General features: G+C 48.4%; 13 protein-coding genes. 10 read left to right on the forward strand and 3 right to left on the reverse strand.

Translation table 11 applies throughout. The annotated features are described in order from the left end of the window. The first annotated feature begins 21 nt into the window (after positions 1–21). From AC50Y3_RS09145 to serC, 5 genes are all read left to right on the forward strand, one after another. Complete coding sequence (locus AC50Y3_RS09145) at positions 22–972, forward strand: 4-hydroxy-3-methylbut-2-enyl diphosphate reductase (RefSeq protein ID WP_494818445.1); 951 nt, start codon at positions 22–24, stop codon at positions 970–972. A 20-nt stretch (positions 973–992) separates the two neighbouring features. Beyond that, positions 993–1,502, forward strand: coding sequence for a DUF2062 domain-containing protein (locus AC50Y3_RS09150; RefSeq protein WP_494818446.1), 510 nt, complete (start codon positions 993–995; stop codon positions 1,500–1,502). A 144-nt stretch (positions 1,503–1,646) separates the two neighbouring features. Then, positions 1,647–2,708, forward strand: a complete 1,062-nt coding sequence (aroF, locus tag AC50Y3_RS09155) for a 3-deoxy-7-phosphoheptulonate synthase (RefSeq protein WP_494818447.1) — start codon at positions 1,647–1,649, stop codon at positions 2,706–2,708. A 271-nt stretch (positions 2,709–2,979) separates the two neighbouring features. Beyond that, positions 2,980–4,404 carry a type I glutamate--ammonia ligase gene (gene glnA, locus AC50Y3_RS09160; RefSeq protein ID WP_091220963.1) on the forward strand — a complete coding sequence of 475 codons (1,425 nt, stop codon included), beginning with the start codon at positions 2,980–2,982 and terminating at the stop codon, positions 4,402–4,404. A 192-nt stretch (positions 4,405–4,596) separates the two neighbouring features. Next, complete coding sequence (gene serC / locus AC50Y3_RS09165) at positions 4,597–5,685, forward strand: 3-phosphoserine/phosphohydroxythreonine transaminase (RefSeq protein ID WP_494818448.1); 1,089 nt, start codon at positions 4,597–4,599, stop codon at positions 5,683–5,685. 109 nt (positions 5,686–5,794) lie between these two features. Here the strand turns inward: serC and AC50Y3_RS09170 are convergent, their stop codons facing one another. Continuing rightward, positions 5,795–6,523 (reverse strand): response regulator transcription factor, encoded by a 729-nt coding sequence (locus tag AC50Y3_RS09170; protein ID WP_494818449.1) that lies wholly within the window; start codon positions 6,521–6,523, stop codon positions 5,795–5,797. A gap of 114 nt (positions 6,524–6,637) precedes the next feature. Between AC50Y3_RS09170 and trmL the strand changes: the two genes are divergently transcribed. The 3 genes from trmL (at position 6,638) to AC50Y3_RS09185 (ending at position 9,148) form a co-directional block, all read left to right on the forward strand. After that, positions 6,638–7,102: a tRNA (uridine(34)/cytosine(34)/5-carboxymethylaminomethyluridine(34)-2'-O)-methyltransferase TrmL gene (trmL, locus tag AC50Y3_RS09175; protein WP_494818450.1), complete on the forward strand. Its 465-nt coding sequence runs from the start codon at positions 6,638–6,640 to the stop codon at positions 7,100–7,102. Between the two features lie 149 nt (positions 7,103–7,251). Next, positions 7,252–7,503: an AbrB/MazE/SpoVT family DNA-binding domain-containing protein gene (locus tag AC50Y3_RS09180; RefSeq protein WP_090981926.1), complete on the forward strand. Its 252-nt coding sequence runs from the start codon at positions 7,252–7,254 to the stop codon at positions 7,501–7,503. A gap of 448 nt (positions 7,504–7,951) precedes the next feature. Further along, a complete protein-coding gene (locus tag AC50Y3_RS09185) occupies positions 7,952–9,148 on the forward strand; it encodes an aminotransferase-like domain-containing protein (RefSeq protein WP_494818451.1) in 1,197 nt (398 codons plus the stop codon). 81 nt (positions 9,149–9,229) lie between these two features. Here the strand turns inward: AC50Y3_RS09185 and AC50Y3_RS09190 are convergent, their stop codons facing one another. Both AC50Y3_RS09190 and AC50Y3_RS09195 read right to left on the reverse strand, forming a co-directional pair. Next, positions 9,230–9,550 carry a Rieske (2Fe-2S) protein gene (locus AC50Y3_RS09190; protein WP_494818452.1) on the reverse strand — a complete coding sequence of 107 codons (321 nt, stop codon included), beginning with the start codon at positions 9,548–9,550 and terminating at the stop codon, positions 9,230–9,232. A gap of 20 nt (positions 9,551–9,570) precedes the next feature. After that, positions 9,571–10,326: a DUF2161 domain-containing phosphodiesterase gene (locus tag AC50Y3_RS09195; RefSeq protein ID WP_494818453.1), complete on the reverse strand. Its 756-nt coding sequence runs from the start codon at positions 10,324–10,326 to the stop codon at positions 9,571–9,573. Positions 10,327–10,819: 493 nt separating this feature from the next. On the opposite strand from AC50Y3_RS09195, the gene AC50Y3_RS09200 reads away from it, so the two are divergent. Both AC50Y3_RS09200 and AC50Y3_RS09205 read left to right on the forward strand, forming a co-directional pair. Further along, positions 10,820–12,718 carry a PrkA family serine protein kinase gene (locus tag AC50Y3_RS09200; protein WP_494818454.1) on the forward strand — a complete coding sequence of 633 codons (1,899 nt, stop codon included), beginning with the start codon at positions 10,820–10,822 and terminating at the stop codon, positions 12,716–12,718. A 152-nt stretch (positions 12,719–12,870) separates the two neighbouring features. Next, the gene (locus AC50Y3_RS09205; protein WP_494818455.1) at positions 12,871–13,245 is read left to right on the forward strand and encodes a LytTR family transcriptional regulator DNA-binding domain-containing protein; all 375 of its coding nucleotides are present in this window, start codon (positions 12,871–12,873) and stop codon (positions 13,243–13,245) included. Positions 13,246–13,315 lie beyond the last annotated feature (70 nt).

Consider the following 13,315-nt stretch of genomic DNA (forward strand, 5'->3'; position numbering starts at 1 on the left):
CAGGAAAGCAGGTGCAGCAGTATGGAAATTGTGAAGATTTCACCGCGTGGCTATTGCTACGGCGTCGTCGATGCCATGGTTTTGGCATTGCAAACAGCTAAAAATTTAGACTTGCCGAGGCCGATCTATATTTTGGGCATGATCGTTCATAATAGTCATGTGACAGAAGCATTTAAGCAAGAAGGCATTATTACGCTTGACGGCGAGAACCGTTTGGAAATTTTAGAACAGATTTCGAGCGGGACTGTCATTTTCACCGCGCACGGTGTTTCTCCGGAAGTACGCAGACGCGCGAAGGACAGAGGCTTGACGGTTGTGGATGCTACTTGTCCGGATGTAACCAAAACCCATGATTTGATCCGGGAGAAGGTTTCTGAAGGCTATGAAGTCATTTACATCGGCAAGAAGGGGCATCCGGAGCCGGAAGGCGCCATCGGTATTGCACCTGAGCATGTTCATCTCATAGAGCGAGAGAATGAAATCGATGCGCTTGAGCTAAACAGCGATCGTATCATTATTACGAATCAGACGACGATGTCACAGTGGGACATCAGGCATCTGATCAGCAAGCTGCTGAAGACATTCCCGACAGCAGAAATTCACAATGAAATTTGCTTGGCAACGCAGGTGCGGCAAGAGGCAGTTGCGGAACAAGCTAAGGAAGCCGAGCTGTGTATCGTGGTAGGCGACCCTAGAAGCAATAATTCCAATAGGCTTGCGCAGGTTTCGGAAGAGATTGCGGGCGTGCCGGCTTACCGCGTTTCGGATGTATCGGAGATTGACGTGGAGTGGTTGAAAGGCAAGAAGCGGGTAGCTGTAACTTCAGGGGCATCGACACCAACACCGTTAACGAAGGAAGTCATCGCTTACCTGGAGCAGTTTAACGACGAGGATTCCTCTACCTGGGAAGCACGGCGTACAGTCAACATGAACAAACTGTTGCCGACTGTGCGAGTGAAATCGTCGCTGTGAGTGAAAGGGGCGCTACTCAAATGACGACTTCAAGCAAACCGCGCTCGATTAAACGCTGGCTCAAATTAAAATATACGCAGCTTATGCGGGCACCAGGCGGCCCATCGTTTGTGGCACTCGGATTCGCAATCGGTATTTTTGTCGAGATGTTTACATTACCAACCTACGGGCTAGCCTTTTTCCTGATTTTTCCGCTTATCTATATGATGAATGCCAGTTTAGCGGGTGCGTTGATCGGTTTTGTTTTTGGTAAAATAATCTTTATTCCAGTTGCGTTCATCAATAGCATGGTGGGCGGCTGGGTGCTTCCGAACCATATCAAAATTTCGGTGCCCTTCGCACCGGAGTGGCTCGACCACATGCTGCTTGTAAATTTAAAGCTGATTGTGGGCGGAATTATTGATGGTATGGTGCTTGGCGCGCTATTCTATTTCCCTGTCAAGATGACGCTGCAATACGTGGCCAACAAACGCAAGGAGAAAAGAAAGCTTCGCCGCGTCTCCGTTGATGTGAAACCAGTAACGGAATAAATCGAATGACAGCAAGCCGGTCTCTTGACGAGGCCGGTTTTTTCATGTATATTTGCTTTAGCGATTAAAAGCATAAAAGCCTAACAGCATAAAAGCGTCGAAGCGAACACGCGTCTAAGCGTGACAGGAGAGGGAGTCGAACTTATGATCGTAATTACTCAAAATAATGTGACGGAAGAACGGATTGGAGAGATCGTGCACCATATCGAGAGAGCGGGGGTACAGGCACATGTTTCCCGCGGGACAGACCGGACCGTTATTGGTATCATCGGGAAGGCGGAGCCTACCTTGGCGGAGCATCTTCGTCAAATGAAAGGCGTGGAGAACGTCATCAAAATCTCGAAGTCCTACAAGCTCGCCAGCCGTGACTTCCATCCTGACGACACCATAATTGAGATTAAAGGCGTTAAGATCGGCGGGGAGCATCTTGCCATTATGGGCGGCCCTTGCGCGGTAGAGACACCTGAGCAGATCGACGAGATTGCTAGGCTGGTGAAGGCTGCCGGCGGTCAAGTGCTTCGCGGTGGCGCGTTTAAGCCGCGTACAGGGCCTTACAGCTTCCAAGGTATTGGTGTCGAAGGTTTGGCGATGATGGCGGAAGCAGGCCGTAAGCATGGGCTGCTCACGATTACAGAAGTAATGACGCCGGAATACGTAGATATCTGCTGTGAGTATGCCGATATTCTACAGGTTGGTACGCGCAACATGCAGAACTTCGATTTGCTGCGGAAGCTGGGCACTGTGAAGACGCCGGTACTCCTTAAACGTGGCTTCAGCGCAACCTACGATGAATTCTTGAACGCTGCCGAATATATTCTGGCAGGCGGAAATCCGAACGTTATGCTATGCGAGCGCGGAATTCGCACTTTCGAGACTTACACTCGAAATACGCTCGACTTGGCTGCGATTCCGGTGCTGCAATCACTCAGCCATCTGCCGGTTATTTCGGATCCGAGCCATGGAACGGGACGCCGCGAATTGGTCGAGCCGATGTCGAAAGCCTCTGTTGCTGCGGGAGCGAACGGACTTATTATCGAAATGCATACAGATCCTGATAATTCCATGACAGGCGATGGCGTGCAATCCTTGTTCCCAGACCAATTCGCGAACCTTCTAAAAGATTTGGAGCAGTTGGGGAAATTGGTCGGAAAGCGTTTCGATACTCCTAAGGAGCCGGCTGAATATTTCAATACGTGGATCAAATAATCATTCATGGCATTGTATAATTATCGGGTTTCCGGAAGCTGCGACCTCTCGTTTATGGGGGCTGCAGCTTCTTGTTTTTGGCGTCAACACTGGGAATTTGAACAATCTGACAATTATGTGAAGTTATCTAACAAATGCTTTAAAAAATACCTTACATGACTATTGACTGTAATAAACCTAAAACCTATAATAACAATCATAGTTTCAGATCAGAAGTTGAACAATTAATGTCCTACACATCGCAAATGTTCGGAAATGGAGGAAATACCTAATGTCAGTTCAAAACGTATTGAGCACAATCAAAGAGAACAGCATCATGTTTGTAGATTTCCGTTTCGTGGATCTTTCCGGCCACGCGCACCACATCACACTTCCTTCGACGGAAGTAGATGCCGAAACTTTTGTTAACGGCGTAGCTTTTGACGGTTCCTCGATCCCGGGTTTCCGCGGTATTGAAGAGTCTGATATGGTTATGATTCCGGACACAGAGTCCAGCTTCATCGATCCGTTTACAGATCACCCAACATTGAATATTATGTGTAACATTCATACGCCAGATGGCGAGCGCTATGAGCGCGATCCGCGCGGCATCGCTCAAAAAGCAGAAGAATACCTGCAAAAATCCGGCGTTGGTACAGCAGCTTACTTCGCACCTGAGTCCGAGTTCTTCATCTTCGACGAAGTTCGCTACGAAAGCAAAATGAACACTTCTTTCTACGAAGTTGATTCCGCTGAAGCTGGCTGGAACACGGCTCGTAAAGAAGAAGGCGGCAACCTTGGTTACAAAATTCCTGTAAAAGGCGGCTACGTTCCGGTTGCTCCTGTTGATTCCCAACAAGACATCCGCAGCGAAATGGTTCGTTTGATGCAAGAATCCGGCCTTCGCGTTGAGCGTCATCACCATGAAGTTGCAACAGCTGGTCAAGCTGAAATCAACTTCCGTTTTGACACATTGACTAAAACTGCAGACAACCTGCTGAAATACAAATACATCATCAACAACGTTGCTCGCCAATGGGGCAAAGTTGCAACGTTTATGCCAAAACCGCTTTTCGGCGACAACGGCAGCGGTATGCATGTTCACTCTTCCATCTTCAACGGCGATTCCCCGCTGTTCTATGAGAAAGGTGCTTATGCAAACCTGAGCCCACTGGCTATGCACTACATCGGCGGAATTTTGCACCACGCACCAGCGTTGATTGCAATTACAAACCCGTCGACGAACTCCTTCAAGCGTCTTGTTCCAGGCTACGAAGCGCCAGTTAACCTTGTATTCTCGAAAGGTAACCGTTCTGCTGCAATCCGTATCCCGGTTGCTGCAGTTACGCCGAAGGGCTGCCGTATCGAGTTCCGTACACCGGACTCCACAGCTAACCCTTACCTCGCATTCGCAGCAATGCTGCTTGCAGGCCTTGACGGTATCAAGCGCAAGCTGGACCCAGTTGCTCTTGGTTATGGTCCATTCGACAAAAACATCTATGATCTTCCGGATGAAGAGAAGAAAGAAATTCGCTCGGTTCCGGGAACACTTGATGAAGCGCTTGACGCTTTGGAAGCTGACTCCGAATTCTTGACTGAAGGCGGCGTATTCTCCAAAGACTTTATCGACAACTTCGTACAACTGAAGCGTGCTGAAGCGAAAGCTGTTGCAATCCGCGTTCATCCGCACGAGTACAGCCTATACTTCGACTGCTAGTCCGAACTCATTCTACAAATTACTTTCAGCGAGCTCTCTCACGGAGAGCTCGCTTTTCATTATCCTTAAAAATTGCTAAATCCGAATATTCGTAATAAAACTGTTGGTTTTTGTTCGACTTTTTACACTTGATGCAAAGCGTGAAACTTGCTATCATACTGATAAGCAAATTGAAGAGTGGAGTGAGCTACAGTGACGAATCGTGCGTTTAATTTTAATGCCGGACCAGCGGCATTGCCGCTGGAAGTATTGCAGCAGGCACAACAGGAATTTATTGATTATGCGGGTGCAGGCATGTCCATTATGGAAATGTCCCATCGCAGCAGCATTTTTGAAGAGGTCAATGACGGCGCGCAATCGCTCCTTCGCGAATTGTTCGGAATTCCAAGCAATTATAAAGTATTATTCCTGCAAGGCGGGGCAAGCACGCAATTCGCTATGATCCCGATGAATTTATTGGGCGCCGGCCAAACCGCAGCATTCGTAAACACAGGAAGCTGGGCTGACAAAGCAATCAAGGAAGCGAAGCTGTTTGGTGAAACGGCGGTTGTAGCTTCTTCGGAAGCAGATAAGTTTAATCGTATTCCGGACCTAAGCAATCTCCAAATCCCGACAAATTCGGCCTACCTGCATATTACGTCGAATGAAACGATTGAAGGCACGCAATACGCCGCTTATCCGGAAACAGGTGATGTGACACTGATCGGCGATATGTCGAGCGATATTCTAAGCCGTCCGGTTGATGTCAGCAAATTCGGCATGATCTATGCCGGTGCACAGAAGAACCTGGGACCATCGGGCGTAACGATTGTTATCGCGCGTGAAGATTTGATTTCGGAGAGCCCGAAATCGATCGCGACGATGCTTCGCTATGATACGCATGTGAAGAACAATTCCCTTTACAATACACCGCCATCTTTCTCTATTTATCTGGTGGGTCTTATGTTGAAATGGGTGAAGGAGAGAGGCGGCGTTGCAGCGATGGAGCAATTCAATCGCGACAAAACAAAGCTGATCTACGATACGATCGATAACAGCGGCGGCTTCTACCGCGGCTTTGCAGACGCGAATAGCCGTTCGTTGATGAATATCACATTCCGTCTTGGTACGGAAGAGCTGGAGAAGCAGTTTGTGAAGGAATCCGAGAAGCAAGGATTTGTTGGCTTGAAAGGCCACCGGAGCGTTGGCGGCTTGCGTGCTTCGACTTACAATGCTGTGCCGCTTGAGAGCTGCAAAGCACTCGCGGATTTCATGGGCGACTTCCAGAAGCGCAACGGCTAGCAGTATAGAAGCCGATAGTTTGCTCTATAGGACAAAAGCAAGAAGACCGCCGGCTCTTCCATTCGTGGAAGGCCGGCGGTCTTCTTGAGTGCATCTGATCCGGTATGTGTTAAGCAAGTGAAGAGTCTGCATTAGACGTGCTGCTTCCCGGACCGGAAAGCTTATAACCAACGTTACGGACCGTCATGATATATTCAGGTGTCCGTGCATTTTTCTCGATTTTGTCACGCAGATGGCTAATATGCACGTCAACGATACGGGTGTCGCCAAGGAAATGATAGTCCCATACACCGTGCAGCAGCTGCTGTCGGCTAAGCACTTTCCCGCGATGACGGCATAAGTAAAGCAGAAGTTCGAATTCTTTAGGTGTCAACTCCACAGACTTTCCTTCAAGCTGCACTTCACGCTGCTCGGATAGAACAGTTAGCGGACCGATTGTATGCGTTGTTGATTCTCCTGAACCCGGCAGCGCCTGCGTTCTGCGCAATATGGCTTGAATGCGGGAGAGAAGCTCTTGCGGTGAGAATGGTTTTGTCATATAGTCGTCAGCGCCGTGATCAAGTCCTGCGATCTTGTCGCTTACATCGTGGAGTGCAGTTAACATAATAATGGGAACGACGTTATTTTGCTTGCGCAGTTCTCGGCATACTTGCAGTCCGTCCATCTTGGGGAGCATAAGATCAAGCACGATGAGATCAGGACGAAACGGTTTCAGCAAGTCGAACACAGCTTCTCCGTCTGAAGCGCAACGCACTTCATATCCGGCAAGTTTTAAGTTAAACTCAAGCAATGTGGAGATAGATGGCTCGTCATCAACGATTAATATTTTCTTCTTCAAGCGTTTATGTTCCCCTTTCATGCAACATTATAGTTGTATTATGACAGGCAAGTTTTCTCAATAGATTAAGCTAGCGTAAAAGCTATGTAAAAAGTGAAGGGTGTTTGATAACAAATGGCATTTCATATCGTTCTCGTAGAGCCGGAAATTCCGGCAAATACCGGCAATATTGCACGTACTTGCGCAGCAACAGGTACAATTCTCCATCTGGTTCGGCCATTGGGATTTAACACAGATGACAAAACGCTAAAACGGGCCGGCTTGGATTATTGGTATGCGGTAGAGGTTCATTATCATGATTCGTTCCAGGAGCTAAAGGATCTGTATCCGGAGGGACGTTTCTTCTGCGCAAGCACAAGAAGCTCGAAAGTATATTCGGAGCATCAGTATCAAGATGGCGATTTCTTCGTGTTCGGGAAAGAGACCAAAGGGCTGCCGCAAGATGTGCTGGATGCGCATCCGGATACCTGTATTCGTGTACCGATGACCGATAAAGTGAGATCGCTGAATTTATCGAATTCTGCCGCAATTGTTGTCTTTGAAGCGTTTCGGCAAAATGGATTCGTTGGTTTAAGCTAACTTGCTTTGCTTGAAAGCTGTTTATTGTTGCAGAATACTAAGAAAATCGAAATAATTGCAGGAATTAACCGGCCATTATCGAACCTAGTAGTGAGCAAACTGTCATATGACGTTAACTTGCAAAATGCGACTACAGGAGATGTGAATTTGTGAAACCGGCTGGTGTTGTGCGTAAAGTGGATCAATTAGGGCGTATCGTATTGCCAAAATCGCTACGTAAAAGATACCAAATGAATGAAGGAGACCCCGTGGAGATTCTTGTCCAGGGTGACCATATCATTTTGGAACGTTATCGTCCTCGTTGTGTGTTTTGTGGCACGCTTGATGGTGTACGCGAGTTTAAAGAGCGTTACCTGTGTGGGGGATGTATGACAGAAATGGCGGGTCTGCGTCGGGGTTAACTCGGTGTAGAACTCCATTTTCGCATTAAAAAGAAGCTCTCGACGATTGTTATCAATCGCTGAAAGCTTCTTTTTTTTTGCTTGGTCCTATTGCATTACAAGCCTTTAGTCTTGTCGTCATTGTATGACGCCGTACACATGGCGATCAGGAACAAGGCCGAGACAGTGAGGACGATAAGAAAATTAATGGTCATTCGTATTCCCTCCTATGCTGCCAGTACATACATACAATTCATTATACCCAACGGCATGCAAAAAGAAAACGAACAAAGTTGTGAACATGTTGTTACAGCAAATTCGCTTCAGACATAAAATGCAACACATTGGTGAACGCTGTAACCTATTGGAGAAAAGTGTGCAAAACCGTGCGTTTTATCGCGTTCTTCTAGTTGCTCCCATCACCAATTGCGCGTAAAATGTGTGATAAAGGAAATGGGGAGGAATGAACGTGGAATACCGGTTTTCGAATCATGTCGAACGGCTGCAATCATCTGCTGTTCGCGACATATTGAAGCTTACGCAAGGGAAAGAGATTATTTCGTTCGCAGGCGGTTTGCCAGCCGAAGAGTTGTTTCCGATTGATGCGGTCAGAGAGGCATCAGATCGCGTATTCCGTTCCGGTAAGAACACGCTGCAATATGGACTTACGGAAGGATTCATGCCTCTTCGTGAGCAGCTTTGTGCTCGCATGGCACAGAAAGGCATGCACGTAGAGCCTGATGAAATGATCATGACGACCGGCTCGCAGCAAGCCATTGATTTGATTACTCGCGTTCTGATGGAGCCGGGCGATATCGTCTTGGTGGAGAATCCGACTTATTTGGCCAGCTTGCAAGTGTTTAACTTGAGCGGGTTGGACGTTGTTCCGGTGGCCAGCGATAAAGATGGCATGATCATAGCGGATGCCGAGCGTCTCATCAAGCAGCATAAGCCAAGATTGATCTATGTGGTACCTACATTCGGTAATCCAACGGGACGAGTATGGAGTATGGAACGCCGCAAAGGGCTGCTTGAACTAAGCCATCGTTATGGTGTCCCTATCTTGGAGGATGATCCATACGGCGATATTAAATTTGATATCAACGCCGACTATCCGACCTTGTTCTCGCTTGATAACAACGCGGATGGCGGCCATGTCCTATATACAAGCACGTTCTCCAAAACAGTCGCACCTGCACTTCGCACGGGCTGGGCAATCGGCAATCGCAACGTGATTTCGATGATGGCGAAAGCGAAACAAGCGGCGGATCTGCACTCCAGTTCACTGGATCAGCAGACATTGGATCAACTGCTCCGGCATTTCTCGTTGGATGACCATATTCAAGTGATCAGACAGGCTTATGGTGATCGTATGCAGCAAATGCAGAAGCTGCTTACGCAGCAGGGCTGGAGCGATGTAAAATGGATCGAGCCTAAAGGCGGCATGTTCCTCTGGCTGGAGCTCCCTGATGGATTGGATGCCGAGGCACTGCTTCGGGCAGCTGTGAAGAAGAATGTTGCTTTCGTTCCAGGCGCATCCTTCTATGCCGCAGAACCTGCACGTAACACAGCTCGTTTGAACTTTACGTATACACAAGGTGAGCGAATGGCGACCGGTATCGCGCGTTTTGCTGAAGCGTTGAATGAGTTTCTGGCGCGCCGTTAGTTCATGACGTTCTAGATGTCTTAAGAGAAGAAGCCCAGAGTCCTCACATCGAGGATTCCGGGCTTCTTCTGTTTGTTTTCTTTAGGCTTGAAGCAGGAACTGGCCGTCCCGAACTTCGAGCGGCGAGCAATCCAGCTGCTCACCCGGAATGTTCGTGGATTCGCCTGTCGCTTTATCGAAGCACCAGTAGTGCAGCGGGCAAATAAGCTCGTTTAGATGCGGTCTGACAATGCCGCCAGCGTGCGGGCAGATGGCCGAAATCAAGTTATAGCGCTGTTCCTCATCTTCTTTGCGAGGGGCTTCAACAATATAATAAGGCTGGTTGTTCAACTTAACATGTGCCGGAAATTCCGGGAAATCTTCTACATTGCCAATGACCCTATAGTTGTTCATTTCGCTCATCAGTATCCAGTCTCCTTTGATCATTTGTTTCTAGGAATGATTGCGGTGTTTAACTCTTGTGCGGGCTTCTGCTGCAGCCAAGCTTCAATAATATGGTTGTACTGCTTTAGTGCGGCTGCTCCGTCCGGTTTCAAGCTATAATGCCCACGCCGTATGCGTTCAAACCAGCCGTAGTAATCCTTCTGAAGAAAATGGTTGGCTCGCGGTATTCCGGTCAGCTCCGCGGCTGCGCGAGGGGACAACTCGCCGTGCTGGTGAAGAGCCCAAGCCACTCGAAGGGCCTTCTCCCGATACGCGGTGACGAGCTTGCGGTTGTTGCTGCCGCCGGTATTGTAGTCGCCGCTGCGTTCGCGAAATTCGGTGAGCAATTTCGCTTGACGGACACGACGTTGTCCGCGCACGGGCGGATCGCCGGGTTGACAGAGCATCTCCAGCACCGGTGATTTGGTCTTGAAGAAGGTTACGGTCATCAAGCCGATGCCGAGCATTCGGCATAGCTCAGTTAGATCGCCGAAGCGCTGATTATGCGCACCAACCTTCTTGCGGTTGCGTTCAACGGCGAGAATAACATGGCTGTTTAATCGCAGCCTCTCAATCCCTTGGAGCAGGAGCGCAAGATTAAAGGTTTTCTTCATTTCCACCAATATGGTTTCATTCGTATCCGGATGAATGGCGACGAGATCGCAGTGCATGATTTCGCTCTTTACCTCAAAGCCTTGTTTCTCGAAATAAGACTTGATTGGCGGATACAGCTCGGTTTCGTGTTTGACAGCCAATTCATCGCCTCGATTCCATGGAGGGTAGTCTGTTCACGATTATAGCACATTCTGGACGTCCCCTTAAGTCATTAATTAGAGGTTACATCTGGTGTCACAACTTTATTCGTGTCGGCCACACCAGAAATTTGTCGGATTCGTCTCTATTCGACATGGCTTTAATGGAGCGCGAACGGAGGAGGCAAGTCTTCGTACGTATAGCTTTTTGCCCAATAGAGACGGGCAGGTGCTCGTTTTAACGGAATTAACATTTTGTAAAATTAGTGTCTGGAGAGTGCGGATTTTGGCGGAATCTTGTTTAAAAAATAGGGCAACTTCCCTTGCGAAAGCGCATAGGAATGTAATACTTCAATAAAAAATGCCGGGCAGCTTTAGATGGCTGGATAAATATTACCCGCATGCATGAGGCGTTCTAGAATGTGGCATCAGGCTGGTCGGAGTATAGGCTTACGAAATGAGTTTTGCAATCGCAAAGCTTATAGGAGGTTACGGCATGGATATTTTGAAACGGATTTCGGCGTATAAAGCGGAAAGCGAAAAACTTGCTTGGAATGGATCGTTCAAGGACTACATCGACCTGCTGAAGCGAGATCCTACTCCGGCCATGACTGCGCATGCTCGAGTTTATGAGATGATTGAGTCATTCGGGGTTGTGGATGATGGCGGCACTGCGAAGAAATACAAGTTTTTCGAACAAGAAATATTCGGCTTGGATCGCGCCGTTGAGAAGCTTGTAGAGGAATACTTCCATTCATCAGCCCGGCGGCTTGATGTGAGGAAACGGATTTTGCTGCTCATGGGACCTGTCAGCGGCGGCAAATCCACCATTGTTACGATGCTCAAGCGAGGCCTCGAACAGTTCTCCAGAACAGAACGAGGGGCTGTCTACGCGATTAAAGGCTGCCCGATGCATGAGGATCCGCTGCATCTCATTCCAAACGAACTGCGGCCTGAAGCGGAGCGAGAGCTTGGTGTCCGAATCGAGGGCAATCTGTGCCCGTCCTGCCAAATGAGAGTAAGAACCGAATATGGCGGCGATATTGAGAATGTTCAAGTTGAACGCGTATTGATTTCGGAAGAGAGCCGTATCGGTATCGGAACATTCAGTCCATCCGATCCGAAATCTCAGGATATTGCCGATTTGACGGGAAGCATCGATTTCTCAACGATTACGGAGTTTGGTTCGGAATCCGATCCGCGCGCATACCGGTTCGACGGCGAGCTGAATAAAGCGAACCGCGGTCTGATGGAGTTCCAAGAGATGCTCAAATGCGATGAGAAGTTCCTCTGGAATTTGCTGTCCCTAACCCAAGAGGGCAACTTCAAAGCCGGCCGATTCGCCTTGATCTCGGCGGATGAGCTTATCATCGCGCATACGAACGAAACGGAGTATAAGTCTTTTATTGCCAACAAGAAGAATGAGGCGCTGCAATCCCGGATGATCGTTATGCCGATTCCTTACAACCTGAAGGTGTCGGAGGAAGAGAAGATTTACAAGAAGCTTATCGGCCAAAGCGACATGAAGCACATTCATATCGCGCCGCACTCGCTGCGCTCAGCGGCAATCTTCTCCATCTTGACTCGTCTGAAAGAGACGAAGAAGCAAGGGATGGACCTCGTTAAGAAAATGCGCATGTATGACGGCGAGGAGATCGAAGGCTACAAGGAAGCTGATCTGAAGGAAATGCAGTCGGAATACATCGAAGAAGGCATGTCGGGTATTGACCCGCGGTACGTTATCAATCGGATTTCGAGTGCGCTCATAAAGCAGGACCTGCAATGTATCAATGCCCTTGATGTGCTGCGCGCATTGAAAGACGGACTTGATCAGCATCCTTCGATCACGAAGGAAGAGCGGGAACGATACTTAAATTTTATTTCCACAGCCAGGAAAGAATATGACGGACTCGCCAAGAAAGAAATACAGAAGGCGTTCGTTTACTCCTTCGAAGAGTCCGCTAGAACATTGTTTGAGAATTACCTCGATAACATCGAATCGTACTGCAACTGGGCGAAGATCAAAGACCCGCTTACAGGCGAAGAGATGGATCCGGATGAGCGGCTGATGCGTTCGATCGAGGAGCAAATCGGGGTATCCGAGAATGCGAAGAAAGCGTTCCGTGAAGAGATATTGATTCGGATCTCCTCGTACTCGCGTAAAGGCAAGAAATTCGATTACTACAGCCATGAACGGCTGCGCGAAGCAATCGAGAAGAAGCTGTTTACAGATTTGAAGGATATCGTCAAAATTACGACCTCGACCAAAACACCGGACGAGAAACAGCTGAAGCGTATTAATGAAGTAACGAAGCGGCTGATTGATGAGCACGGATACTGCCCGGTCTGTGCCAACGAGCTGCTGCGCTACGTAGGAAGTCTGCTTAACCGATAATAGAGAGTGATGAAGCCGCAGGACGCGAAAGTTGCGTTCTGCGGCCCTTCTTCGATTAGGGAGGGACAAGCGTCTGGATGGTGTACATGCCAACCAATCATCTGTTAAAATAAGAACATAAGTTCTTATTTTATTCAGAGGGAGTGTTGGACATGCAGTTGTTGCTGCTGAACAAGAACGGGGAAAGTGAATGGGTTCCGATGGATAAGATATGCTTCGTGTCGCAAACTCCGAAAGGGGCACAATTTGTGACGAAGAGCGGAGCAAGCTATCAGTACCCGCAAACTATGGAGCAAGTGGCGCTCGTATTCGGCCCATTCGGTTACGAGCGACTTGATCGCAACGTTGTTGTTAACATGGCGGCGGCGGTATGCTACAGTCCGGTCGATCGCAATGTTTATTTCGACGATTCAGCAGATAGCGGGGGAGGCTTATATGCCACTGTGTCAGGGGCGAACGTCGACAAAGTAAAGCACCTGATTATTCGAGAAAATGAAGGGGTAACCTACAGCACTTCCGCTGCGTAATGTGGTAGGAGGGCATGTAAGCGTAACCCAACAAAAATATTCCTTAAATTACTGTAAAGGCTGCTTTTTC

This window comes from Paenibacillus sp. J22R98, from assembly GCF_059383835.1.